This is a genomic window from Rhodococcus sp. 14C212, assembly GCF_011058195.1.
In the GTDB taxonomy this organism is placed as follows: Bacteria; Actinomycetota; Actinomycetes; order Mycobacteriales; family Mycobacteriaceae; genus Rhodococcus; species Rhodococcus aetherivorans.
Genome location: NZ_JAALEH010000025.1, coordinates 47,158 through 71,087 on the forward strand (window position 1 = coordinate 47,158; position 23,930 = coordinate 71,087).

Genomic DNA, 23,930 nt, shown 5'->3' on the forward strand with positions numbered 1-23,930 from the left:
GTCTCTCCTCACCTCAGCAGATCCGGGGCAGCGGATCGCCCACGAGCATGTCCACGATCCGGCTGCCCCCGAACGCGGTACGCAACGCGACGATGCCCTCCGGTTCGGGCAGCATCTCCCCGATCTCCGCGGCGTCGCCGCCGCCGGGGCACGCCCGCAGTGCGGCGAGGGCGGCGTCCGCCTCGTCCGGGGCGACGACCGCGACGAACTTGCCCTCGTTGGCGACGTACAGCGGGTCGATGCCGAGCATGTCGCACGCCCCGGTCACCGTCGGCCGGATCGGCAGCGCGGCCTCGTCGAGCACCACCGCCAGGCCGGTGGCCTGCGCCAGCTCGTTGCACACGGTGCCGACGCCACCGCGGGTGGGGTCGCGCATCCACCGGGTCGACGGCGCGGCCGCGAGCAGGGCAGCCACCATCTCGTGCACCGGCGCCGTGTCGGAGGCGATGTCCGCTTCGATCGCCAGGTCGCCGCGGGCCAGCAGCACCGCCATGCCGTGGTCGCCGAGCGTCCCGGAGATCAGCACGCGGTCGCCGGGGCGCACCAGATCGGCCCCGAGGCGACGCCCGGCGGGTACCAGGCCGACCCCGGCGGTGCTGATGTAGAGACCGTCGGCGGCGCCCCGGCCCACCACCTTGGTGTCGCCGGTGACGATCTCGACCCCGGACCGGGTGGCGGCCGCAGCCATGTCGGCGACGATCTCGCGCAGCCGCACGATCTCGAAGCCCTCCTCGATGACGAACGCCGCGGACAGCCACCGCGGCCGGGCGCCCGACACGGCGAGGTCGTTGACCGTGCCGTGCACGGCCAGGTGCCCGATCGAGCCGCCCGGAAACGACAGTGGCTTGACGACGAACGAGTCCGTGGAGAACGACAGTCTCTCCCCGGAGTCGAGCCGCACGGTGGCGGCGTCACCGAGCTGTTCGAGTTCGGTGTTGCGGAAGGCGTCGACGAACACCGAATCCACCAGTGCCGCGGACGCCTTGCCCCCGGCGCCGTGCGAGAGCGAGATCACGGTGTCGCGCAGGCGCGGCCGGCGCCGCCGGAACGCCTCGATCCGTTCGAGGACCCGGTCCTCGCGTTCGGCCGATGTGCTCACCGTCCGCCTCCCGTCGCCGATTCCGCGCGCGCCAGGTGTTCCTGCGCGGCCGACCACAGCCGGTACCCGATCAGGGCATGGCTCTCCTGGATCCGGTGGATGCTCTGCGAGCGGATGGTGAAGCAGAAGTCGAGATCGTCGGTGGCGGCCATCCGGCCGCCGTCGTGCCCGGCGAATCCGATGGTGAGCAGCCCCCGCCGCCGCGCCTCCGCCAGCGCCGTCATCAGGTCGTCGGAGTTGCCGGAGGTGGACAGCGCGATCGCGACGTCGTCGCCGTGCGCGTGCGCGATGATCTGCCGCGAGAAGATCAACTCGAACCCGACGTCGTTGCCGAGCGCCGTCACCACCGCCTGGTCCGCGGCGAGCGACCAGGCCGGCACCGGCCGTCCCCGGGCCGGCCGGCTGAACAGCGTCGCCAGGGTCGCCGCGTCGGTGGAGCTGCCGCCGTTGCCGAAGGTGTAGAGCCGGCCGCCGCGAGCGAAGCGCTCGGCCATGCGCTGCCCCGCCGCGACGAGATCCTCGCCCCACTCGTCCAGCGAGGCCCGTTGCAGGCGCGCGCTCTCGGCCGCCTTGCCGCGCGCCGATTCCGCAAGATCGCGCAAGAGGGCGGTGGCGTCGTGCTCCTGCGCGTCGATGAACGGGTACAGGAAGTCGGTGTCTTCCGGTTCGGTACTCACAGCCGCTCCCCCGCATCGAGTTCCTGCGCGTCGAGTCTGGTGATGGCGACGCCACCGTGCACCAGCACCAGGTCGCCGGGCGTGACGTCGCCGAGGAGGGAGACGTCGACCCGCTCCTGTCCGGTCGCGGTCCGCACCGGCGCGGCGCCGGTGTCGTCGGCCGGCCACACCACCTCGCCGAGCCGGCCCTCGTCGCTGCAGGTCACGCACACCTCGTCGGTGCAGCCCGGATCGGTGAGCAGGCCGGGATGCTCGAAGCACACGTGGGTCAGTTCCCACAGCAGGTGGTACAGCAGCACGAACCGCCCGGTGGCGGGCACCATGGGATCGTCCGAGTCCACCCACAGCACGTGGGTGGCCACACCGGGCGCGGGCCGCGGACCGGAGCCGATCCAGATGGTGTCGGTGCCCCACGCGGGTGCGCGCCGGGCGATCTCGCGCACGGCCGGCTGATCGGCGGAGGCGACCGCCAGGACGACGTCGCCGGGGCGGGCGGCGACCCGGCACTGGGCGACCGGGTCCGGCTCCACGAGCGACACCGACGGCAACGCTCGCTTACCCATGATCACGGGGTGCACGAACTCGACCGCCACGTGATGGGCGTGCGGCTCCCACTGCGGGGACACCACCCACAGGGTCGCCCCGGCATGGAACCGCCGGGCCAGGCTCAGCGCCGTCGCGGCGAGGTCGGCGGCGAGTTCCGCGCCGATGGGTTCGGTGTCGTGTGTCGATGTCATCGCGCTCGTCCCGTCCCGGCGGGGTCCACGGCCCGGCTGCGTGCGAACGCGGCGCCGAGCGCGGCCTGCCCCAGTGACAGGCCACCGTCGTTCGGTGGCACCCGCCTGTGTGTCAGCACCTCGAACCCTCTGTCCTGCAGCATAGTTCGCACCATGCCCAGCAGGAGCCGATTCTGGAACACGCCGCCCGTCAGGCCGATGGTGCGCACCTCCGCCGCCTCGGCGATCCGGGCCGCCAGCCGCACTGTTGCCGATGCCAGCGCACGGTGGAATCCCGCCGCGAGGGCCGCGGCCGGGACCCCGAGCCGGATGCCCGCGACGAGGCAGGCCAGCGTGCCGGCCCAATCCAGCTCGTCCCCGCGCAGCGACGAATGCACCGGCGCGGCATCCGTAGCGGTGCGCGCCAGCACCTCGAGTTCGATCGCGGCCTGCGCCTCGTAGCTGATCCGGTGCCGCACCCCCAGCAGGGAGGCCACCGCGTCGAACAGCCGGCCGGCGCTGGTGGTGCGCACGCAGCCGACGCCCGACGCCAGCTGCGAGTCCACCACGGCGCGTTCGGCGGCACCGAGCGCGCTCACGCACGGCAGGTCCTCGATCTCCTCGATGCCGGCCTCCCGCAGCAGGGCCAGCGCGACCCGGGCCGGGGTGCGCACGGCGACGTCGCCGCCGGGCAGCGGGAACGAACGCAGGTGCCCGGCACGCCGGGCGTCGCGGGGATCCGTTCCCATCAGCAGCAGCTCCCCGCCCCAGACGGTGCGGTCGCAGCCGTATCCGGTGCCGTCGAACGCGATCCCCAGCGCCGGGGTACCGAGCCGGTGATGCTCGGCGAGCAGGGACGCGACGTGCGCGTGGTGGTGTTGCACTGTGTGCAGCTCGACGTCGTGGTCCGCGCAGTAGCGTTCGGCCCACTCCCGGGTCGCGTAGCCGGGATGCGCGTCGGCCACCACCACCTCGGGGGTGACGCGGTGCAGGGCGGTCAGCTGCGCGACCGACGCCTCGAAGGCGCGCCGGCTCTCCACCGTGCCCATGTCCCCGAGATGCGCCGAACAGAAGGCGTAGTCCTGCCGGGTCAGGCAGAAGGTGTTCTTCACCTCGGCGCCGACAGCGAGGACCACCGGCGCGGCACCGCCGAGCAGCACCGGCATCGGCGCGAATCCCCGGGAGCGCCGCAGCGGCAGTTCCACGCCGTCGGCGACCGCGACCACCGAGTCCTCGCACGGCACCGCGATGTCCCGGTCGTGCATCAGGAACAGGTCGACGATGCCGCCGAGCCGGGACACGGCATCGTCGTTGCGGAAGCAGAGGGGCTCACCGGACAGGTTTCCCGACGTCGCCACCAGCAGCCGCGGCACGTGGCTCTCGTGCCCGGGCACCGGCGCGAACAGCAGATGGTGCAGCGGCGTGTACGGCAGCATCACCCCGAGCTCGTCGAGCCCGGGTGCGACCGCGTCGGCGACGGCCGCGCCGGGACGGGTCCGCAGCAACACGATCGGGCGGGCCGGCGCGGTGAGCACGGCCTGCTCGGCCGCGGACAGCAGGCACGCCGCGGTGACGGCAGCGACATCCGGAGCCATCACGGCGAACGGCTTGTCCGGCCGATGTTTCCGTTCCCGCAGCCGGTTCACCGCGGTGGGGTTCGTGGCATCGCACACGAGATGGAAGCCGCCGAGTCCCTTGACCGCCACGATGTCCCCGGCGGCGAGCGCCGCCTGCACCGTGGCCAGCACCTCCGCGTCTCCGTCGATCCGGCAGCCGTCGCGTACGGCGAAGATCCGCGGGCCGCAGTCCGGGCAGCAGATCGGCTGGGCGTGGTAGCGGCGGTCCGCCGGGTCGGTGTATTCGTGGGCGCAGCTCGGGCACAGGGGGAACCGGGCCATGGTCGTCGCCGGCCGGTCGTACGGCAGGTCGGTGATCACGGTGTAGCGGGGCCCGCAGTGGGTGCAGTTGACGAAGGGATGCCGGTAGCGCCGGTCGGCGGGATCGTTCAGCTCGCGCAGGCAGTCGGCGCACGTCGCCACGTCCGGCGGGATCAGGGTGCGCGCCCCGTCGGCGTGGTAACTCTCGACGATGCGGAACTCGTCCTCGCCCCGCGGCATTCGCGGCGCGGCGGCCACGTCGACGAGCACGGCGAGCGGCGGTGCGTCGGCGCGCAGACGGCGGGTGAACTCGTCCAGATCCGCGGCGGCACCCTCGATCTCGAGGAACACCCCGGAGTCGTCGTTGCCGCAGTACCCGCCCAGGCGCAACTCGCGGGCCAGCCCGGCGGCGAACGGCCGGAAGCCGACGCCCTGCACCACGCCACGCACCACCAGGCGCCGGCGCTCGGCCACGGGGTTCACGGCGCCGCTCCCGGTTCGTCCCGGGGCCGTCCCATCAGTTCGAGCCCGGCCATCGCGCGCCGCGCGCCGGCCTCGTCGACCCGCTCCATCGCGAAGCCCATGTGGATGACGATCCAGTCGCCGGGGGCGAGGTCGGGGTCGTCGAGCATGCCGACGTTCACCTTGCGCTCCTCGCCGGCCACGTCGACGAGGGCGAGCTGCCCGGCGTAGCCGTCGAGCCGCCGGATCACCCGTCCCGGGATGCCGAGGCACACCGCTCAGCCCTCGTCCCCGGCGACCGCGGCTCCCGCCGGCGGCGCCTGCGCACGCAGGCAGCGCACGGTGCGCCGGACGGCATCGACGGCCGGGCCGACGGCCGCGGCCACCGCCGGGGACAGCCCGATGCCCTCCTCGACCGCCGCCACCTGGCAGCCCACCACCACGGTGGGGGGCGCCTGCCCGCCGAGCGCCTCGAGGCTCGCGAACACCGCGGCCGGGTCCATGCCGTGCGCGTCGAGGCCGGCCGGCCCCTGCGTGGCGGTGTCGGCTTCGAAGACCCGTACGGCGCCCGGCTCGCCGGCGGCGGGGACGGCGTCGACGAGCACGAGCGCGTCCCACCCGTCGAGCAGGTCGTAGGCCAGGTGCATGCCGCGGATCCCGTAGTCCACCACCCGGGTTCCGGGTGTGTCGGCCGCGATCCGCCGCACCACCTCCGGGCCGAAGCCGTCGTCGCCGAGAAAGATGTTGCCGATGCCCGCCACCAGGATCCGCACCACGTCACATCCTGCGCATCCGCAGGTACCGCTGGATGTCCGGCAGCGACTGCACCGTCACGACCACACCGCCGATCACCGCGGCGGCCAGTGCCGCGGTGGCCAGCATTCCGATGAATCTCATGGCTCCTCTTTCCTCCCGAGCGGCTCGAGTTCGTCGGGCGCGAAGTACAGGTAGCGCCCGTACCAGTCGTGCAGGTCCGCGGCCGGATCCTCGACGAGGACGACCCCGACGTGGGTCTCGCCGTCGACGTCGGCGTGCACGGTGGCCACGCGCGCCACCCGGCCCCGGAAGAACAGGTCCTGCGCGTCGGCCCGGCGCGACGGGTGCAGCCGCACCAGGCTGCCCTGCGCGACCCGGATCCCGCCGACCAGCACCCCGTCCGTCTCGGGTCGGACGCTGGTGTCCGCCTCGGGGGTCCACCAGTCGACGCCGTCGGGCAGTTCGGGAATCAGCCCGCCCTCGCGGTGCGGGTCCCGCAGGATGCCGTGCAGGGCCTGCATCTCGGCGGGGGTCATCGTCTCGCAGCGTTCGACGATCTGCGCGGCCCGGGGGTCGGTGGCCCGCGCCTCGGCCTTCTCCTCGTCGGTCAGCGTCAGTACCCGCAGGGTGAGGATCTCGTCGATCTCGGTGGCGTCGAACAGGTCCCCACCGCTCTGCTCGGCGACCTGCGGATGGTCGTACAGGATGATCGGGGACACCAGCAGCGTCGCGGACTCGCCGGGCGTGGCGGGGTCGGTGTCGCCGGCGAGGACCGGGAAATACCGGGTGTGTGCGCACTCGCCCGCGAGGCCGGCGACGTCGGCGGGCGGCTCGAGCAGCGAGACGAACCGCCCGCCGCGGGCGGCGAGGATCAGATGCGCGCCGATCAGCGACCGTCGCAGCGCGTCGGCGGCGTCCGCGGGTGTGTCGCCGGTGTTCTCGACGGTGAGATCCAGGCGCATCGGCGCCCCGGTTCCGGTGGACGGCCCCCGCTCCACGCGGACGACGGCGTGCACCGGCCGTCGCGTGCGTACCACCCGGCCGGTGACGGCACCGTCCGCGGCGGTGAGCAGTTCGATGTCCGCTCCGCCGGGAACGGCGACCGGAACCGTGCGCGGGACGGCGAGTTCGGCGACCGGCAGCGGCCCGAGGGGAATCTCGCATTCCACGGCCTCGTCCCACCCTATCCACGAGCGGCCCGCGACGGTCAGTTCGGCCACGGTGACGTAGTCGTCGCCGTCGCGGCGCTGCACCGTGCGGGTCTGCAGTTGCAGGAACCGCACGACCACGTCGATCGTGGCGTCGGCGCGCAGCGGGCGCAGCACGCACTGCGTGGCCAGCGCCCGCTCCTCACCGATCTCGGCGGCAGCGGCGCCGGGCGGGCCGAGCACACCGAACTGCCAGCGGGAGTGGTTCTTACGGGAACTCGCCCGGTACGGGTACAACAGGTAGCCCTCGTACAGCACGGCGTCGGCCACCGCCCGCACCCGATCGGCCTGTCCCTGCACGGTCACGACGCCGCCTCCCCCGCGCCGGACGCCGCGGCCGCCCTCGCCTCGGCCGCGGCGAGCAGTTCGGTGACCGCCGCGTCGAGATCCGTGTGCCCGTGCGCCACCTTGTACCGGGTCAGCGCCGCCAGCGTGTCGTGCCCCATGCGGGCGAACCCGGTGCCGGGGAAATGACTGCGGATCATCTCGTGCCACACCGAGACCGGCAGGTCGTACCGGGCCTCGCGGTCCCACGGCACCGGTTCGACGGCCACCCCGGCGCCGCCGCGGCCGAACACCGTCCCGCTGAACAGCAGCAGCAGCGGCACCGCGCCGTCGCCGAGGGCGTGCAGATACCGGGCGGCCGCGACCTCGAAGTCGTACGTGCAGGGCAACGGCAGTGCCGTCTCGCACTCGCCGGCGAAGCCGGGCACCATCGTGGACGTCTGCAGCCATGCGAACGAGGAGAGGGTGCTGCCCCACCGGTCGCGCGTGCCGAACAGGTCTCCCAGGGCCGCCTCGGCGTCCGGGCCGTAACGTCGGCGGGCCGGTTCCAGGCGCACCTGGCAGCGCAGCGCCACGCTGTGCACCGGCGCGCCCGTGGTTTCGCGGATCCGGAGGCGCGCCGAGAGGCTCGGGGTGGCGGCATACGGTTCGGGAGCGATGTCGACGACCGTGAAGTCCAGGGCGGTCACGCCGGCCCCCTCGCCGGGACGGGCCGGCTCCGCCGGGCGACCTCCGCGAAGAAGGCGTCGAGCTCGGCACGGGCATCGGTGCCGCCGTCGAAGCCGCGCCACACCCGTCGCAGCCGGCCGACCAGCGCGTAGCAGGCGTCGATGGGCACCAGGTGGCAGTCGGCGGCGCCCCGTCGCGGAACCCGCACGAGCAACGCCTCCACGTCCGGCAGCGGAGGCACGAGCGACGGATTGCCGCCGCACAGCGCCTCCCAGGCGTCGAGCGGCAGTTCCGATTCCGTCGCGCCGGCCGGGCCGGGATAGAACGCGACGGTCCGGCCCAGGGACGAATTCCGGAAGAAGAACGCCAGGTTCACCGGGATCTCGAGACTCGCCCAGGCGCCGGGGGTGAGCGCGAACTCCGGGAAGGACAGGTACCGATCCGGCACCGCCCGGTAGCGCAGTTCCGCCCCGGGATCGGTGAACAGCAGACAGCAGGGCCGGCACACGCACATCAGCTGTCGTGCCTGCACGTCGACGACGTGCCCGTGCCCCTCGCCGATGGCCACGGCGCACATCTCGCAGCGCTCCCCCGCCGGCCGGGGTGCGGCGATACGCTGCAGGACCTCGAAGGGGAACGGCATCACGCCACCCCGGCGGGCACGGCCACCGAGAGCACCCCGTCCCGCACCAGCAGCGGCACCGGCTCGAGATGTTCGTCGCCTGCGTCGAGCCGGACGCCGGCGCCGCGCACGTCGTAGTGCGCCGCACAGGTCGGGCACCGCAGCACCGCCGCGTCCGCGCCGGCCCCGGCTCGCCGGTGCAGTGCCGCGCCGGCGAACGCGTGGGTGCAGACCGGGCACCTGTCCCGGTAGGCGAGGAGCTCACCGGCGACGCGGCACACCAGAACCGGCAGTCCGGCGACGACGAAGCCGCCGACCTCGCCTTCCGGGATCTCGTCGAGCTCCGGTGCCGCACACCATGTTCCCCGAACATCGGGATGCACCCGGGTGAACAGCGCCTCCGCCGGAATGAGTCCTTGCCCCGCGGAGCCGGCGGTCTCGAACTCGAGCTCGGTGATCTCCGGCGCCGCCGCCCGCACCGCCTCCTGCACGGCCAGCTCCAGGGTCACCGCCGACGACGGGCATCCGTGGCAGCTGCCGAGCAGACGTAACCGAACCACGTCGTCGCGGATCGCGACCAGCTCGACGTCCCCGCCGTGCGACCCGAGGTACGGGCGCACCCCGTCCAGCGCCGTGCGCACCCGGGTCGCCACGTCGTGCGGGTGCAGCCCGTGGACCAGCAGCAGACTGGCGACCAGGTCGTCGCGGACCAGGTCGTCGATCGCGCCGGGATACCGGGCCAGCGCGTCGCAGATTCCGGCGAGTCCGGCCCCGTAGAGTCCCATCACCTCCCGGACCAGGTCCTCGGCCCGTTCGCGCGCCACCGGCCCGGCCGCGGAGCTCGCGTCCAGCAGTGCCTCGATACGTTCACCCGACTCCCGCCATCGCTCCATCCGTCACTCCCCGGTGACCGACTGGGTCGGCGAGTGCAGTTTCTCGAGGGTCTTCCCGTCTCCGAGATACATGTGCACCCCACAGGGCAGGCACGGGTCGAAACTGCGCACGGTGCGCATGATGTCGATGCCCTTGAAGTGCTCGCGGTCGTTCTCCTCGAAGATCGGCTGCCCCTGCACCGCGTCCTCGTACGGGCCGGGCGTGCCGTAGCTGTCGCGCGGGCTGGCGTTCCACGGTGTCGGCGGATACGGATGGTAGTTGGCGATCTTCCCGTCGCGGATCACCAGATGATGCGAGAGGACGCCGCGCACCGCCTCGGTGAACCCGCAGCCGATGCCCTCGTCCGGGACCTCGAACGGTTCCCAGGTCTTGGTGCGGCCGGCCCGGATCTCCACCAGCGCCTTCTCGGCGAAGTGCAGGGCGCACGCGGCGGCGTAGGCCTGGAAGTAGGTGCGGGCCCGGTTGCGTTCGAGGGTGTTGCTGCCGTGCTGCGGGATCTTCCACTCCAGCGTCACCGGTCCCTTCAGCGCGGTCTTGGGGAGGTTGATCTGCACGCTCGACCCGGTGGCCTTGACGTAGCCGATGTCGACGAGCCCGGCCAGCGCCGTCGACCACAACCGCGCCAGCGGCCCGCCTCCGGTGTCGAGGGCGAGGTAGTCGGTGCCGTCGAACCAGCGGGGCGACATCACCCAGCTGTACTTGTCCTCGAGATCGCGTTTCTGTGGTCTCGGATTGGTGTGCTGGTTCCAGGGATGGCGACGGTCCACCGGGTTCCCCAGCGGATCGGTCTTCACGAACATCTCCTGATCCGTCCAGTCCTCGTAGTACGAGGAGCCGAGCAGGATGCGCAGGCCCAGGTTGATGTCCACCAGCGAGGTCGTCACCAGCTTGCCGTCGACGACCACCCCCGGGGTGACGAACATCTTCCGGCCCCAGTCCTCCATGTCCCGGTAGGCGAAGTTGCACGTCTCCGGGTCCTGGAACGACCCCCAGCATCCGAGCAGGGTGCGTCGCAGCCCCACCTTCTCGTACCCCGGCAGTGCCTCGTAGAAGAAGTCGAACAGGTCGTCGTGCATGGGCACGACCTTCTTCATGAACTCGACGTAGCGCATGAGCCGGGTCAGGTAGTCGGTCATCAGCTGGATGGTGGCGACCGTGCCGACGCCGCCCGGGTACAGGGTGGACGGGTGCACGTGGCGACCCTCCATGAGGCAGAACATCTCCCGGGTCGAGCGGCTCACGTGCAGTGCCTCGCGGTAGAACTCGCCGGTGAACGGGTTGAGCGAGCGCATGATGTCCGCGATCGTGCGGTAGCCGTGCTGGTCCTCCCGGGGAGCTCGGGTGTTCTCGGCCTTCGCCAGCACCCCCGGATTGGTCTCGGAGACCATCTTCTCGCAGTAGTCGACCCCCACCAGGTTCTCCTGGAAGATGTTGTGGTCGAACATGTATTCCGCGGCTTCACCGAGGTTGACGATCCACTCGCCGAGGTGCGGCGGCCTGACGCCGTACGCCATGTTCTGTGCATAGCAGGAACAGGTGGCGTGGTTGTCCCCGCAGATGCCGCAGATGCGGCTGGTGATGAAATGCGCGTCGCGCGGGTCCTTGCCCTTCATGAACAGCGAGTAGCCGCGGAAGATCGACGAGGTGCTGTGGCATTCGGCCACTTCGCGGTTCGCGAAGTCGATCTTCGTGTAGATACCCAGACTGCCCACGATTCTGGTGATCGGATCCCACGCCATCTCCACCAGGTTGCTGCCGGCGGCGGGATCGGGGACGGTGGCTGTCATCGGGCTGCCTCTCTCGGGGCGGGACTACCAGGTACGGGTCGCGCCGGTGGTGAGTTCCGTGCCGGGCGTACGCCAGGACGGCTCCTTGTCCAATGTGCTCTTCGTCAGGCTCCGCAGCTGCCGCACGGCCGAGCCGTACACGCCGACGGCCCGCGTCGAGAGCTTCCCCCCGGGCGGCTCGTCCATGAACGGCATGAACTTGTCCGGGAAGCCGGGCATCGTGCAACCGATGCAGATACCCCCGACGTTGGGGCATCCGCCGATCCCGTTCATCCAACCCCGTTTGGGGACATTGCATTTGACAACCGGTCCCCAGCAGCCGATCTTCACGATGCACTTCGGGGAGCCGTACTCGGTGGCGAAGTCGCCCTGCTCGTAGTACCCGGCGCGATCGCAGCCCTCGTGCACGGTGATGCCGAACAGCCACTGCGGTCGCAACGCCTCGTCCAGCGGGATCATCGGCGCCTGATTCGTCGCCTGGTACAGCAGGTAGGTCAGCGTCTCGGACAGGTTGTCCGGTTGGATGGGGCATCCCGGCACGCACACGATCGGGATACCCGCCTTCGATTTCCAATCCCAGCCCAGGTAGTCGGGCACGCCCATCGCGCCGGTCGGGTTACCGGCCATGGCGTGAATGCCGCCGTACGTGGCGCAGGTGCCCGCCGCGACGATCGCCGTGGCCTTCGGCGCCAGCCGGTCGAGCCACTCGCTGGTGGTGATCGGTTGTCCGGTCTCGACGTTGTTGCCGAAGCCGGACCAGTACCCCTCGTCGTGCAGCTTCTCGTTGGGGATCGAGCCCTCGACCACCAGGACGAACGGCTCGAGCTCGCCGCGGTCCGCCTTGCGGAACCATTCGAGGAAGTCGTCCGCACCACCCTGGGGGCCGCATTCGAAATCGATCAGCGGCCAATGCACCGCGACCTTCGGCAGCCCCGGCAGCGCGCCGAGCGCGATCTCCTCCACACTGGGTTGCGTGGCGGCGGTGAGAGCCACGGAATCGCCGTCGCAACTGAGCCCGGCGTTGATCCACAGCACGTGGATCAAGGCCTCTTCGGCCGCCTGGGCCTCGGGTGTGGGCATGCCGACCACCTTCCGGAGCGCCCCACGCTCCTGCGCCGCAGGAGTCGACCTTCGGCCCACTTGCGCGGCGCTTTCTCTATTAACGCCCCGTTCCGGAGGGATGTCAACGAATCATGATCGTCCCGACCGGCGGTCGGTGATCCAGCGGTACCACGCCTCCATGCCTTCCCCCGTGGTGGCCGACACCGCGAGCACCTCCACGCCGGGGTTCACCGATCCGGCGTGGCGGCCACAGGTTTCGAGCTCGAAGTCGACATACGGCAGCAGGTCGACCTTGTTGACGACGACGAGATCGGCGACCGCGAAGATGTGCGGATACTTGAGCGGTTTGTCCGTTCCCTCCGGCGTCGAGATGAGCACCACCCTGGCCTGCTCCCCCAGGTCGAAGAGGGCCGGGCACACCAGGTTCCCGACGTTCTCCACGAACAACAGCGTTCCCGGAGCCGGATCCAGCGCGGTGAGCGCGTCGTGCATCATCTGTGCGTCGAGATGGCAGCCGGCACCGGTATTGACCTGCACCACGGCGCATCCCGTCGAGCGGATGCGCTCGGCATCGAGCAGGGTCTCCTGGTCGCCCTCGATCACCGCGATCGGCGCGGAGCCGGACAGCTCACGGATCGTTCGTTCGAGCAGGGTGGTCTTGCCGGCCCCCGGCGAACTCATCATGTTGATCGCCGTCACGCCGCGACCCGCGAGCCACCCCCGCGTACGCTCGGCGAGCAGGTCGTTCTTCGCGAGCACCTGCTGTTCGAGAGTGACGGTCTCGGTCCGCACCGGCGCACCGTCGTGTCCGTGTCCGTGTCCGTGTCCGTGTCCGTGGCCGTGCTCGTGCTCGTGGCTGTGGCCGTGCTCGTGACCGTGACCGTGGGGAAGGTCGTGCGCGTGCGGCACCGTGATCCGCGGCCCCGCCTCGTCGTTACAGCCACAGGTGGCACACATCGCTTCAGCTCACCTCCATCGATACGATTCGAAGCTCGCGGCCCGACCGCACTTCGACATCGGCACTTCCACAGGAGCACAACAGGATCGGATCGAACAGTGCGAATTCGGCACCGCAGTCCCGACAGTGCCCGACACCGGCGGGTGTCTCGATGTCCAGCCGTGCGCCTTCCGCGACGGTGCCCACCGTGACCAACTCGAAGCAGAACAGCATCGAGTCGGGGATCACGGCACACAGCGCTCCCACCGCGACGCGCACGCTGTGCACGCGACGGCCGCCGGCGTGCTCGCACACCGCGTCCACGACGCTCTGCGCGATCGACAATTCGTGCATCGCGGCCCCACTCCGCCCACCTCACGGGCTCGTCTTTCACGATAGGCCGCGGGCCAGCCGCGGGGACGCGGAATCAGGTGCTTCCGTTCTCCGGGGCGGCGTGGTCACGGTCCGGGTGCGTGTGCCCGGCGTGCTGGTGGGTCGCGCCGATCGAATGCAGCAACTCGTGGACCGTCTCGTCCACGAGGCGGTACCGCACCATCCGACCCTCACGCTCCGCCGCCACCCAGCCCTGGTTGCGGAGCAGGCGCAGCGCATGGGACACCGCGGTGCCGGTCATCTCCAGGGCTGCGGCCAGGTCCGTGACACAGATGCCCGGCGCGTGGTGCAGGCACAGCAACAGGCGCAGCCGGTTCACGTCGGACAACAGTTCGAAGCGGTGGGCCCACCGGTCGATGTCCGGCGTGTGCAGTGCCGCAACGGCGCGCCGCACGTCGGCGGGGTCGAACATTGCGCCGGACGTCATGGCTGAAGTCTACGAACCCGCGGGCCGTCGTAGTGCCCACACCCGTACCGCGGGTGCGATCGGATACCGCCCTCGTCCCACGACACGGTCCTACAGTGGAAGGGTAGACCGTGGCCGTGCCGCACGCGCGGCGTCCGCCGCGCCACAGGGGGTGCTCCGATGATGGAGGAAACTTCGGTCCGCGACCTGCCTCGCGCGCTGGGGAACGAACGCCTGACCCGCCGGCTGGCGGAGTGCCGGCCTGCGGTGTTCCTGGACTACGACGGAGTACTCACCCCGATCGTGCCGCGACCGGAGGACGCGGTGATCTCGGACGGCATGCGCACCGTGGTCCGGGAACTCGCGTCACGCTGCCCGGTATGCGTCGTCACCGGCCGGGACCGGGCGGTGGTGCAGCAGCTGATGGGTATCGACGACCTGGTGGTGGCCGGCAGCCACGGCTTCGACATCTGGACCCCGCAACGCGGCTCCGTCTCCGACGACCGCGTCGCCCGGTTCGCGGACCTCGTCGCGGCGGTGACCGACCGGCTCCGCACCGAGGTCGGGGCGATCCCCGGTGCGCTGGTGGAGCCCAAACGGGCGTCGGTCGCCGTGCACTACCGGCTCGCCGAACCCGCCGACCGGAACCGGATCGCGACGGTCGTGCAGGCTCTGCTCGCCGAGTACCGCGGCGAGCTGAAGGTCACCCCGGGGAAGATGGTGTACGAGCTCGCGCCCGCCGTCGACTGGGACAAGGGCCGAGCCGTGCTGTACCTGATCGAGGTGCTCGACCTCGACTCCGCCGACACGGTACCGCTGTACCTGGGCGACGACATCACCGACGAGGACGCCTTCCGGGCGCTGCGCGGACGTGGGATCGGCATCCTCGTCGGCCGGGCGGACGATCCGGAGATGGCAGACCGGACCACGGCCGCCGAGTTCGTGCTCTCCTCCGTCGACGAGGTGGAGCGCTTTCTGACCGCACTGGCGCGGTGATCGCGGACCACGCCACGGGAGTCCGGGAGGGAACGTCGTGCAGGACCCGAAGTTCGAGCTCGACTACGACCGGTTCGACAGCGCGTCGGAGGGACTGCGGGAGGCGCTGACCTCCACCGGGAACGGCTACTTCTGCACGCGCGGCACCGCCGAGTGGGAAGACATGAGCCCCATCCACTACCCCGGCACCTACGTGCACGGGATCTACAACCGCGAGACCACGATCATGGGCGGACGACCGGTGCTCAACGAGGACCTGGTCAACGTCTCGAACTGGCTCGTCCTCAAGCTGCGCATCGAGGGCCAGGACGCGGTCCGGCTCGACAACGTCGACGTGCTGTCCTACCGGCACACCTACGACATCCGGCGCGCGACGGTGGCGCGCGAGCTGCGGTTCCGGGACCGCTTCGGGCGGGAGACGACCCTGCGGAGCCGTCGCTTCGTGAGCATGGCCCACAGCCACCAGGCCGGGATCGAGTGGACGCTCGTTCCGGAGAACTGGTCCGGGCAGATCGAGGTGGTCTCCGCGCTGGACGGCCGCGTCACGAACCAGATCGTCGCCCGCTACCGGCAGCTCGAGGGCCGCCATCTGGATCCGGTGTCCCCGCGCACGTTCGGCAACGAGACCATCGCGCTGCGGGTGCAGACCCGCCAGTCCGACATCTACGTCGCCGAGGCCGCCCGCACGCGGGTCTTCCGCGGCGAAGGTTACGACGACGGCCCCGTGGAGGTGGACCGCTCGCTGTACCAGATGGAGGACTACATCCAGCAGGTGCTCTGCTTCGACGTCGAGCAGGGCCGGCCGACGCGCGTGGAGAAGATGGTCTCGTTGTTCACGTCCCGGGACAATGCGATCACCGAGGCGCTGGCCGCGTCCGGCCGGCACGTGCTGCGGTACCCCGACTTCGCCGACGCGTACACCGAGCACGAGGCGGCGTGGGACGAGCTGTGGGACATCTGCGACGTCCGGCTGCCCAGCGAGCCGCGCGCCCACCTGCTGCTGCGGCTGCACGTGGCGCACGTGCTGCAGGTCTGTTCCCGGCACACGGCGCGGCACGACGTCGGGGTGCCGGCGCGAGGCCTCAACGGGGAGGCGTACCGGGGTCACGTGTTCTGGGACGAGATGTACATCTACCCCTTCCTGAACCTGCGGATGCCGGAGGTGACCCGGAGCCTGCTCCTCTACCGGTATCGACGGTTGTCGGAGGCCCAGGCCGCGGCCGAGGAGGCCGGATACCGCGGTGCGATGTTCCCCTGGCAGAGCGGCAGCGACGGCACCGAGGAGACCCAGGTTGTCCATCTCAATCCGCTTTCCGGACAGTGGGATCCAGACCTCAGCCGCAATCAGCGGCACGTCAACGCGGCGATCTTCTACAACGTGTGGCGTTTCCTGCAGGCCACCGACGACACGGAGTTCCTGGCCGACTACGGCGCCGAGCTCATGCTCGAGATCGCCCGCTTCTGGGCGTCGACAGCTCACTACAACCCCGAGCGCGAACGCTACGAGATCCACGGCGTGATGGGTCCGGACGAGTTCCACGAACGCCACCCCGGCGCGTCCGAGGCCGGACTGCGCAACAACGCCTACACCAACGTCATGGTGGCCTGGATCATGGCGACGGTGCCGTCGGTGCTCGACTCGCTCTCGGCCAGCCGCCGCAGCGCCCTGCTCGCTCAGCTCGCGGTGACGGACGAGGAGCTGCACACGTGGGACGACATGAGCCGGCGGATGTTCGTGCCCTTCCACGAGGGGGTCATCAGCCAGTTCGAGGGCTACGACGAACTCGAGGAGCTCGATTGGGAGCACTACCGTGCCGCCTACCCCGACATCCAGCGGCTCGATCGCATCCTCCGGGCGGAGGGCGAGGATCCGAACCGGTTCAAGATGGCCAAGCAGGCCGACACGGTGATGCTGTTCTTCCTGTTCGACGACGACGAGCTACACGCGACGTTCGAGCGGCTGGGTTATCCGTACGACCAGGATCTGGCCCGGCGCACCATCGAGTACTACGACCAACGGACGTCGCACGGGTCGACGCTCAGCCACGTCACGTTCGCCGGCGTGCTCGCCGACATCCATCCGCCCAGTTCGTGGGAGCGCTTCATGGTGGCTCTCGAGAGCGACGTCAGTGACATACAGGGCGGAACCACCAAGGAAGGCATCCACATGGGTGTCATGTCCGGCACGCTGGACCTGCTGCAGAGCAGCTTCGTCGGGGCCCGGGTCTACAAGGGCGTGCTGCTGTTCCGGCCCCGGCTGGTGGACCGGCTCGACGGCGTGTCCTTCTCGATCCGGTTCCGGGGCACGCCGCTGCGGGTGCGCATCGTCGGCAACGAGTTGACGGTGCTCGCTCAGCCCGAAGGGTTCCACGGCCCGGTCCGGGTGGGTCTCGACGGCCAGGTGTGCGAACTCGGGGCCGGGGAAAGCTGTGTGTTCCCCCTTCCGTCGCAGGAGCCGTCGATGTCCTGAGCGCCGCAGGACCGCCGTGACCGAATGTCACATGGGTTCGATCCGATCGAACCCATGTGACATTCGGCCGCCGGCGCCAGCGCCTTACGGCAACGTGCGGCGCATCAGTTCGGCGACGCTCCGGTCGTACGCGACGAGCGTGACGATCTCGACCGCGGTCCGGGCGGAGGTCAGGGCGGTGACCGCCTGCCGGATCGCGTCTTCCTTCGGCCAGCCGTAGGCGCCGGCGGAGATCAGCGGAAAGGCGACGGTCCGGGCGCCGAGGGTGTCGGCGACGGTGAGGCTGCGGGTGTAGGCCGACCGCAGCAGGTGCGAGCGGTCCTCGTGAGGTGAGTAGATCGGGCCGACGGTGTGGATCACCCAGCGCGCCGGGAGCTTTCCTGCGGTGGTGGCCACCGCCGCGCCCACCTCCAGACCGTTGGGCAACGTCGTCGCGCGCAGGGCCTTGCAGGCGGCGAGGATCTCCGGACCGCCGGCGTGGTGGATGGCACCGTCGACTCCGCCGCCGCCGAGGAGGGAGGACTTGGCGGCGTTGACGATCGCGTCGACGCGCTGGGTGGTGATGTCGCCGTGGACGACGTCGATCAGGGTCACGATTGCTCCTGGAATTCGGTGGAGTGAACGGAGACGGCCGCGCGGCGGTCGTCTCCCTTCCGCGCGGCCGCCGTGGCCAGGCGGATCAGGTCGTGCGCGGTGTGCCCGGGCCAGCCGTGCAGAATGCGCCGCCAACGATCGGGGACCGCCGAGGCGCCCCACCGGGCGCCGAGCAGTCCGCCCGCGATGGCGGCGGTGGTGTCGGTGTCACCGCCGGCGCGGACCGCGGCCTCGAGGGCACGCTGCAGGTGCCCGGCGTCGGAATCGTCGGTGGTACGGATCGCCCACCACGCGGTCTGCAGGGCGTGGACGGTCCATCCGTTGTTCGCGAAGTCGTCGGGCGCGCCGTGCTCGGCCCGGTCGAGCAGCGGAGCCCAGTATCCGGCGACGTCGGCGGGGCAGACCTGCAGGTAGCCGCGGACACCGTCGAAGGTGCCGTGCAGGACGGCGTGGCGGATCGCGTACGTCCACAGCCGGCAGGCCTGAACCGCCTGCGGGTCGTCGTGGGTCAGCAGCGCCACCTCCCCGGCGGCGGCGACGGCGGCGTCGGCGTCGCCTGCGCCGAGATAGGACAGGGCGACCGGGGCGGTCCGCATGAGGGCGCCGTTGCCGCCCTTGCGACCGGTCAGCGCGCGGGCGCGGGCCTGCATCGCCGCGGCGCCGGCGGGGCGATGCTCGAGCACCGCGCGAGTCTGGTTGCCGATGTCCTTCGGGCCGGAGTCGAACCACCGCACGAACTGCGCGGCCACCGCGTCGAGACCTGCAGCGCTGCCGAGGTCGACGCCCGTGGCCGCGACCTCCGCGACGGCGACGGCCATCGCGGTGTCGTCGGTCCACTCCCCCGACTCCCAGCCGAACACGCCTCCGCCGATCATGTCGATCACCGCGTCGGCGGTGGGATGAGTGAACTCGTAGCCGGCACCGAGGGCGTCCCCCGCCGCCGTCGCGAGTAGCACCCCCACCGCCCGGTCATGCTGCTGCGCCGTCAACGCCATTTCCCGCTCCCTCCACCCGACCATTTCGATCAAATCTGCGCTATCAATTTAGATCATAGTCACGCTAAAGTGCAACCGTGAGCGACTGGACGGACGAGGCAGGCCGGAGGCTGGCCGAGTATCCGCACCCCTCGACCGCGGTGGACATCGCCGTGCTCACCTACTCCGACGGCGAACTGCGAGTGCTGGTGGTCGAGCACAGTCTCGGAGGCCTCGCCCTGCCCGGCACCTTCCTCCACGAACGCGAACGCGCCGCCGACGCCGCCCGACGCGCACTGCGCGACAAGACGAGCCTCACCGACATCCGGTTCCATCAGATCGGCGCGTTCGACGCTCCCGAGCGGGACCCGCGCGGATGGGTGATCTCGATCGCCCATGCCGCGGCGTTGCCCCGCAAGGACCTTCCGGGCGACGCCCACCTCGTGCGCGTGCGCGACGGAAAGACCGAGCAGCCGTTGGCCTTCGACCATGCCGAGATGGTGGCGGCGGCCGTCGCGGATCTGCGAACCCGCTACGCGCAGCGCGTGGATCCCGACGGACTGCTCGGCGACGAGTTCACCGTCCTCGAGCTGCGGCGGCTGTACGAGGTGATATTCGGCCTTCCGCTGCAGAAGGATTCGTTCCGCCGCCACGTCGTCGACGCTCTCGTCAGTACCGGGCGCATGTCGAATCCGGGCGCCGGCCGACCGGCGGAACTGTTCCGCCGCAAGGACGGTGCACGGCTGCCGGCTCAGGCAGCGGTGTTGTTCACCGGCTGATATGCCCGCGGGGCGGATTCAGAGGATCGGGTAGACGAAGTGCCCCGGCCCGCCGCCCGGCAGACTCGAGCCCGTGACGTTCGGCAGGTTGGCCGGCAGCCGGATCAGCTTGTGCGGCTGTCCGTTCTGATCGGCCTGCCAGCAGTCGGTGGTCACGCCGTGGAACCCGACGCAGACGATCCGGGTGCCGGTGCCGAACGGGGACGTGAGCCGATTCCGGTTCACCAGCGGATTCCAGTAGTCGAGGTCCGCGGGGGTGAGGAAATCCTTGGTCTCGAACGGCACCATCGGTGTCGGATAGGACGGAATCTCGGGCCACTGGTCCTGCGCCGACGCCGGGCCGGATGCGCCGAAGACTGCGGCGGCCGCCAGCAGCAGCGTCACTCCCGCTCGCCGGGCACGGCGGCCGATACGGTTGCTCGTCATCTCGCCTCCTCGCGGTACTCGTCCCGACCATGGAAGCACGTGGTGCCCGCCGGCAGCGGGCACCACGCGGAGACGGGAGGTTCGGGCCGGTCAGCCGAGCCGCTTGTGGTACACGACGACGTCGCACGGAACGGCGAGCAGCGGAACCAGTTCGGGGTACATGACCTCGGGGCCCTCCGTCCGCACCGGCACGTATCCCATTCGCGGATACCACTGCGACAGGAACACCTTCGACGGGAGCTCGAAGTCTCTGGGCTGGATGATCTCGAGCTGCATGATCTCGTTCCCGAGCCGCGCCGCGTGGGATTCGGCGAACCGCACGAGGGCACGGCCGATGCCTGCACCCCGCACCTCCGGGTCGGCAGCGAGCATCCCGAACTCGGCGACGCGGGCATCGAGTTGCACCACCTTCACGCAGCCCACGATCCGGTCGCCGAGCGATGCGACGAAGAGCTGACCGGCACCGGCCAGTTCGGCGATCTCGGTCGCCGAGGTCCGGGTGGCCCCCTCCGGCCACATGCCGTCCTCTGCAACGGCATAGACGGCATTGACGAGGTCGGCGACCACCTTGGCGGTGTCGTCACTGCCGTCGGCCGGGCGCACCAGCGGCCCGACACTCAGTTCCCCAGAGTCCGTCAACGTCTTTCACCCAATTTTCTCGACGACCGCCGCCCACAACCGCGGAGGGACCGGCGGTCCGGCTTGCCGGGACGAGCCTAGCCGACCGCCACGACGCGACCGTTCCGGCTTCCGAAGGGCGGACACTCAGCCGGGCAGCGCGCCGACGGCGGGCCTCAACGCCCCGAACTTCGAGGCGAGTTCGCGCCGGGCGGCCCGGTCGCCGGCCCGCTCGAGGAACCGCCTGCCGGTGCGGGTGCGGGCGACCACTGTGGAGGCGACGACGTTCTTGACCAGCACCGGAGGAACGGCCCAGGCCGAGGTGACGGGCAGATCCAGCTCCCGCAGGCTCTGCGTGCCGAGGAAGTACCGAAGCATACTCAGCAGGCGCTGCCGCTCGTACCGGCCGCGCACGTCCCCGAGCCTGCCGTGGTCGAGAGTCCGCTGGCCCTCCACGAGGGCCCCGGACAACGCGGCACCCGCGGGCGTGACGTCGTCCTGCACCAGCAGCACGTGGTAGTTGAACACGTGCTGCTCGCGTTCGGTGTCGAACAGCCAGTCCTCGTCGATGCCCATGAGCCATCCGACGTACTTCCACAGGTGCATCACCGCCCGGGACTCCTCACGGGTGACGAAGTACCCGAGTGCCCGCATGCCGAGCAGCAGCGTGCCGTTGAACAGCCCGAGGGTTGCCGCCTGGTCGGTCTGGTTGATCGGCAGACCCCAGCGTTCGACGTCCCATCGGCCGTTGGTCTCGAACTGGTGGTTGATCAGCGCATGCATCGCGCGCACGTGCACGGTGAGCTTGAATCCCTCACCGTCCCTGCGCATCCCGCCCGGCTCGCCGACCGCGGTTCCCCATTTCTGCGTTTCGCCGAGGCGCCGCATCGCGGTCGAGCCAGTCAGGCCCCCGGTCTCGACGAGCAGATCCGGCGGCCCGCCGAACCGGTAGCCCCCGATGAGCGACAACTGGAGCAGCACGTCGATGCGGCTGCGGCCCATCCTGCGGAAGGCCCGGGCGCCCTTCTCCAGCAGGTCGAAGTCCACCCACTCCGGGACGTCGTCGACCACGGCGAAGAACCGCCGCAGAGCCTCCGGCGCATCCGGAACGGCGTCGATGCCGTGCTCGAGCGCCCGATGGAACTGCGCCATGGTCACCCGCTCGGCGTCCGTCCGGGGACGGCGCATCGCGCGCACCAGGTCCGCCCCCACCTCGTCCCGGGCGAACATCCGGCGGCCGATCCGGTCGAGCAGTTCCTCGTCGACGGCGCCGATCCGCGCGTAGGCGCGCAGGGGGCGCCCGATGCGCTCGTTTCTGGGTCGGATGCCGGCGTATCGGTGCGGGTAACGCACCGCCTGCGGGTCCTGTCGAATCTCCTGTGCCACCATGGGCCGATGCTGACACGAGCGATTACTCGCGTTCAATTCGCATCCGGACGGTGCCGGTGAGGCCGGCGGAACAGGGCCGAATGCGCCGGGTGCCGCAGCAGCACCGCTCGCAGGTGATGGTCGAACGCATCGTCGCCGCCGGCCGGGAGGTCCTGCTCACCCACGGTTACGAGGGCGCCTCCACCAATCGGATCGCCGCCGCGGCGGGCATCAGCCCCGGATCGCTGTACCAGTACTTCCCCGGCAAGGACGCCATCGTGGCCGAAGTCGTCGACCGCTGGACCGCGGAGGTACAAGCTCGCATTTCACACGTGTTCACCGGTGCGCTCGACGCCCCCACCTGGACGGAATCGGTGCGGACCAACATGCGGGTGCTGCTCGAGGCACTCGGCGAGAACCCCCGCCTGCTGCGCGTGCTCATCGAGCAACTTCCCCGCACGCGGAACAGCCGGCTGGTCGCGTTCGAACACCGCATCGACGCGCTGCTGGCGATGTGGCTACGCTTCAATCCCGGCCGGCGCCCGATCGAGCATCCCGACGCCATCGCGTGGATGCTCGTCCGCACCGTCGAGAACGTCGCGGTCGGCTATGTGCTCGATCAGCCGCCCATCGAGCCGGACGTCATCGCGGACCAGCTGACGGCCATGATCACCGCCTACCTCAAGGAAATGCTGGACTGACACCCGACACTCGCGTGTCGCTTTCCGGGTTCGTGGCGCTCGTATCGGGGATCGGGAATGTTCCCGAGGAACCAAGGCCGGCGGCTCACAGCCCAGCTATCCCGTTGCCGATCAGCACCAGGCCCAGGACCAGAAGGACTGTCGCCATGATCGCCGCGTGGTGCCGGGTCATCCACTCGTCGGCCACGGCGAGCACGGGATCAGCGCGGTCGGTGAACACACTCCGAATCACGGCCGGAGCGACCACGCCCAGGCTCGCCACGACCGTGAAGACAACCAGCGCCACGACCTGCTCGAGCACCCGCGCAGTCGCGTCCGCGATGACCGCTGCGCCGGCCGCCACCAGGGCGAGATTCTTCGGATTCGCCGCCGCGAACAGAAACCCCAGACGCAGAGCCCGTCGAGCGGTCATGGTCTGTGCGGCCGCCATCCACCCTGGCACGGTGGACTCCTCTCCGGCCTGCGGCCGCGCCCGCCACTTCCGGACAGCCATCAGGACCAGCACGATCCCGAGCGCGAATTTCACAGCACCGGCCCACCAGGTGGGCTCGTCGGCCAGCATGATCACATCCGCCACCGCGAGCACCACGGCGCCCACGACGAGCAGGCCCGCAACCCAGCCACCGACGAAGGCGTACGACACGCTCACCGGCCGCTTGGTGACCAGGAGCACCGACAGCATCACCATCGGCATCGCAGCCAGCAGCAGGCCGACCGCGATCGGTAGGGACTGCCCGATCGCGCCTGTCACGAGTTACCCCTCGGAGTACCGATCATCGACGAAGGGTAGTCGCCTCGGCTATCCGGTGGGGACTGGATAGGCACGCGATATTCTCCGGCCCCGGAGGAAGGGGGGTTGTGCGCAGGCGCAGCCGACAGGCCCGTACCGGGCCGGATAGCCTTCCAGGAATCCAACGTGGAGTTCCGACAAGATCGCGAGGATCCCTTGGCGACAAGGCTCTGAAGACCCGCACCCATCCCTGCAAGCGAACATCCCCGGACCGCCGCGCCAGGCTGGGCTGACAATTACAGATGTTTCGAAAATTGAGTGAGTAATGATCACAAGGAGAGCCCGGTGTGGTCGAGGAAGGCGTGGCACAGGTCGTAGCTCGACCCGATCCGGGTCAGTCCGGCCTCGGTCGCCACACGGACCT

Annotated in this window: 25 protein-coding genes; 4 read left to right on the plus strand and 21 right to left on the minus strand. The window is 70.5% G+C overall.

Annotated features, from left to right (window positions below; translation table 11 throughout):
- Positions 1–13: 13 nt before the first annotated feature.
- The 15 genes from hypE to G6038_RS13720 form a co-directional block, all read right to left on the minus strand.
- Positions 14–1,099 carry a hydrogenase expression/formation protein HypE gene (gene hypE / locus G6038_RS13650; protein WP_346772816.1) on the minus strand — a complete coding sequence of 362 codons (1,086 nt, stop codon included), beginning with the start codon at positions 1,097–1,099 and terminating at the stop codon, positions 14–16.
- Positions 1,096–1,776 carry an SIS domain-containing protein gene (locus G6038_RS13655; protein ID WP_165038400.1) on the minus strand — a complete coding sequence of 227 codons (681 nt, stop codon included), beginning with the start codon at positions 1,774–1,776 and terminating at the stop codon, positions 1,096–1,098. The genes hypE and G6038_RS13655 overlap by 4 nt, the downstream gene beginning before the upstream one ends.
- Entirely contained in the window at positions 1,773–2,513 is a 741-nt protein-coding gene (locus tag G6038_RS13660; RefSeq protein WP_165038401.1) for a HypC/HybG/HupF family hydrogenase formation chaperone, read from the minus strand. Before G6038_RS13660 ends, G6038_RS13655 begins: the two co-directional genes overlap by 4 nt.
- Positions 2,510–4,852: a carbamoyltransferase HypF gene (gene hypF / locus G6038_RS13665; protein ID WP_165038402.1), complete on the minus strand. Its 2,343-nt coding sequence runs from the start codon at positions 4,850–4,852 to the stop codon at positions 2,510–2,512. Before hypF ends, G6038_RS13660 begins: the two co-directional genes overlap by 4 nt.
- Positions 4,849–5,106, minus strand: a complete 258-nt coding sequence (locus tag G6038_RS13670) for a HypC/HybG/HupF family hydrogenase formation chaperone (RefSeq protein ID WP_165038403.1) — start codon at positions 5,104–5,106, stop codon at positions 4,849–4,851. Before G6038_RS13670 ends, hypF begins: the two co-directional genes overlap by 4 nt.
- 3 nt (positions 5,107–5,109) lie before the next feature.
- On the minus strand, positions 5,110–5,607 hold the full coding sequence (locus G6038_RS13675; RefSeq protein WP_165038404.1) for a hydrogenase maturation protease: 498 nt from the start codon (positions 5,605–5,607) through the stop codon (positions 5,110–5,112).
- A gap of 117 nt (positions 5,608–5,724) precedes the next feature.
- Positions 5,725–7,101 carry a hypothetical protein gene (locus G6038_RS13680; RefSeq protein WP_165038405.1) on the minus strand — a complete coding sequence of 459 codons (1,377 nt, stop codon included), beginning with the start codon at positions 7,099–7,101 and terminating at the stop codon, positions 5,725–5,727.
- Positions 7,098–7,769, minus strand: a complete 672-nt coding sequence (locus G6038_RS13685) for a DUF6084 family protein (RefSeq protein WP_165038406.1) — start codon at positions 7,767–7,769, stop codon at positions 7,098–7,100. Before G6038_RS13685 ends, G6038_RS13680 begins: the two co-directional genes overlap by 4 nt.
- Complete coding sequence (locus G6038_RS13690; protein WP_165038407.1) at positions 7,766–8,392, minus strand: DUF5947 family protein; 627 nt, start codon at positions 8,390–8,392, stop codon at positions 7,766–7,768. The genes G6038_RS13685 and G6038_RS13690 overlap by 4 nt, the downstream gene beginning before the upstream one ends.
- Positions 8,392–9,264, minus strand: a complete 873-nt coding sequence (locus tag G6038_RS13695) for a NifU family protein (protein WP_165038408.1) — start codon at positions 9,262–9,264, stop codon at positions 8,392–8,394. The genes G6038_RS13690 and G6038_RS13695 overlap by 1 nt, the downstream gene beginning before the upstream one ends.
- A 3-nt stretch (positions 9,265–9,267) precedes the next feature.
- Complete coding sequence (locus G6038_RS13700; RefSeq protein ID WP_165038409.1) at positions 9,268–11,052, minus strand: nickel-dependent hydrogenase large subunit; 1,785 nt, start codon at positions 11,050–11,052, stop codon at positions 9,268–9,270.
- A gap of 24 nt (positions 11,053–11,076) precedes the next feature.
- Positions 11,077–12,132, minus strand: coding sequence for a hydrogenase expression protein HypE (locus tag G6038_RS13705; protein ID WP_165038410.1), 1,056 nt, complete (start codon positions 12,130–12,132; stop codon positions 11,077–11,079).
- Positions 12,133–12,243: 111 nt separating this feature from the next.
- The gene (hypB, locus tag G6038_RS13710; RefSeq protein ID WP_165038411.1) at positions 12,244–13,071 is read right to left on the minus strand and encodes a hydrogenase nickel incorporation protein HypB; all 828 of its coding nucleotides are present in this window, start codon (positions 13,069–13,071) and stop codon (positions 12,244–12,246) included.
- A 4-nt stretch (positions 13,072–13,075) separates the two neighbouring features.
- A complete protein-coding gene (locus tag G6038_RS13715; RefSeq protein WP_165038412.1) occupies positions 13,076–13,405 on the minus strand; it encodes a hydrogenase maturation nickel metallochaperone HypA in 330 nt (109 codons plus the stop codon).
- A gap of 73 nt (positions 13,406–13,478) precedes the next feature.
- Positions 13,479–13,856, minus strand: coding sequence for a metalloregulator ArsR/SmtB family transcription factor (locus G6038_RS13720; protein WP_206024700.1), 378 nt, complete (start codon positions 13,854–13,856; stop codon positions 13,479–13,481).
- Positions 13,857–14,033: 177 nt separating this feature from the next.
- Here G6038_RS13720 and otsB point away from each other — a divergent pair, with 177 nt between their 5' ends.
- Together otsB and G6038_RS13730 are read left to right on the plus strand one after the other, a co-directional pair.
- A complete protein-coding gene (gene otsB, locus G6038_RS13725; RefSeq protein ID WP_165038425.1) occupies positions 14,034–14,846 on the plus strand; it encodes a trehalose-phosphatase in 813 nt (270 codons plus the stop codon).
- A 37-nt stretch (positions 14,847–14,883) separates the two neighbouring features.
- Positions 14,884–17,316 (plus strand): glycoside hydrolase family 65 protein, encoded by a 2,433-nt coding sequence (locus G6038_RS13730; RefSeq protein WP_165038414.1) that lies wholly within the window; start codon positions 14,884–14,886, stop codon positions 17,314–17,316.
- An 84-nt stretch (positions 17,317–17,400) separates the two neighbouring features.
- On the opposite strand, the gene G6038_RS13735 is transcribed toward G6038_RS13730, so the two are convergent.
- Together G6038_RS13735 and G6038_RS13740 are read right to left on the minus strand one after the other, a co-directional pair.
- The gene (locus tag G6038_RS13735) at positions 17,401–17,910 is read right to left on the minus strand and encodes an O-acetyl-ADP-ribose deacetylase (RefSeq protein WP_165038415.1); all 510 of its coding nucleotides are present in this window, start codon (positions 17,908–17,910) and stop codon (positions 17,401–17,403) included.
- Positions 17,907–18,905: an ADP-ribosylglycohydrolase family protein gene (locus tag G6038_RS13740; protein ID WP_206024678.1), complete on the minus strand. Its 999-nt coding sequence runs from the start codon at positions 18,903–18,905 to the stop codon at positions 17,907–17,909. The genes G6038_RS13735 and G6038_RS13740 overlap by 4 nt, the downstream gene beginning before the upstream one ends.
- A gap of 77 nt (positions 18,906–18,982) precedes the next feature.
- Here G6038_RS13740 and G6038_RS13745 point away from each other — a divergent pair, with 77 nt between their 5' ends.
- Positions 18,983–19,663, plus strand: a complete 681-nt coding sequence (locus G6038_RS13745; protein ID WP_165038416.1) for an NUDIX domain-containing protein — start codon at positions 18,983–18,985, stop codon at positions 19,661–19,663.
- An 18-nt stretch (positions 19,664–19,681) separates the two neighbouring features.
- Here G6038_RS13745 and G6038_RS13750 read toward each other — a convergent pair whose 3' ends face one another.
- From G6038_RS13750 to G6038_RS13760, 3 genes are all read right to left on the minus strand, one after another.
- Entirely contained in the window at positions 19,682–20,089 is a 408-nt protein-coding gene (locus G6038_RS13750; RefSeq protein WP_165038417.1) for a hypothetical protein, read from the minus strand.
- Positions 20,090–20,179: 90 nt separating this feature from the next.
- Complete coding sequence (locus G6038_RS13755) at positions 20,180–20,692, minus strand: GNAT family N-acetyltransferase (protein ID WP_165038427.1); 513 nt, start codon at positions 20,690–20,692, stop codon at positions 20,180–20,182.
- A 162-nt stretch (positions 20,693–20,854) separates the two neighbouring features.
- A complete protein-coding gene (locus tag G6038_RS13760; protein ID WP_165038418.1) occupies positions 20,855–22,096 on the minus strand; it encodes an oxygenase MpaB family protein in 1,242 nt (413 codons plus the stop codon).
- A gap of 80 nt (positions 22,097–22,176) precedes the next feature.
- Between G6038_RS13760 and G6038_RS13765 the strand changes: the two genes are divergently transcribed.
- On the plus strand, positions 22,177–22,776 hold the full coding sequence (locus G6038_RS13765) for a TetR/AcrR family transcriptional regulator (RefSeq protein ID WP_240918475.1): 600 nt from the start codon (positions 22,177–22,179) through the stop codon (positions 22,774–22,776).
- 85 nt (positions 22,777–22,861) lie between these two features.
- Here the strand turns inward: G6038_RS13765 and G6038_RS13770 are convergent, their stop codons facing one another.
- Complete coding sequence (locus G6038_RS13770; protein ID WP_165038419.1) at positions 22,862–23,527, minus strand: GAP family protein; 666 nt, start codon at positions 23,525–23,527, stop codon at positions 22,862–22,864.
- Positions 23,528–23,930 lie beyond the last annotated feature (403 nt).

What these genes read in the sequence shown, in the direction of transcription:
- G6038_RS13700 (WP_165038409.1), bottom strand. Translation starts at nt 11,052, where the DNA reads ATGACAGCCACCGTCCCCGATCCCGCCGCCGGCAGCAACCTGGTGGAG.
- G6038_RS13705 (WP_165038410.1), bottom strand. Translation starts at nt 12,132, where the DNA reads ATGCCCACACCCGAGGCCCAGGCGGCCGAAGAGGCCTTGATCCACGTG.
- G6038_RS13660 (WP_165038401.1), bottom strand. Translation starts at nt 2,513, where the DNA reads ATGACATCGACACACGACACCGAACCCATCGGCGCGGAACTCGCCGCC.
- G6038_RS13760 (WP_165038418.1), bottom strand. Translation starts at nt 22,096, where the DNA reads ATGGTGGCACAGGAGATTCGACAGGACCCGCAGGCGGTGCGTTACCCG.
- G6038_RS13720 (WP_206024700.1), bottom strand. Translation starts at nt 13,856, where the DNA reads ATGTTCGACCCCGCCGACGTGCGGCGCGCCGTTGCGGCACTGCACACG.
- G6038_RS13715 (WP_165038412.1), bottom strand. Translation starts at nt 13,405, where the DNA reads ATGCACGAATTGTCGATCGCGCAGAGCGTCGTGGACGCGGTGTGCGAG.
- otsB (WP_165038425.1), top strand. Translation starts at nt 14,034, where the DNA reads ATGGAGGAAACTTCGGTCCGCGACCTGCCTCGCGCGCTGGGGAACGAA.
- G6038_RS13750 (WP_165038417.1), bottom strand. Translation starts at nt 20,089, where the DNA reads ATGACGAGCAACCGTATCGGCCGCCGTGCCCGGCGAGCGGGAGTGACG.
- G6038_RS13695 (WP_165038408.1), bottom strand. Translation starts at nt 9,264, where the DNA reads ATGGAGCGATGGCGGGAGTCGGGTGAACGTATCGAGGCACTGCTGGAC.
- G6038_RS13740 (WP_206024678.1), bottom strand. Translation starts at nt 18,905, where the DNA reads ATGGCGTTGACGGCGCAGCAGCATGACCGGGCGGTGGGGGTGCTACTC.
- G6038_RS13690 (WP_165038407.1), bottom strand. Translation starts at nt 8,392, where the DNA reads ATGCCGTTCCCCTTCGAGGTCCTGCAGCGTATCGCCGCACCCCGGCCG.
- hypB (WP_165038411.1), bottom strand. Translation starts at nt 13,071, where the DNA reads ATGTGTGCCACCTGTGGCTGTAACGACGAGGCGGGGCCGCGGATCACG.
- G6038_RS13765 (WP_240918475.1), top strand. Translation starts at nt 22,177, where the DNA reads ATGCGCCGGGTGCCGCAGCAGCACCGCTCGCAGGTGATGGTCGAACGC.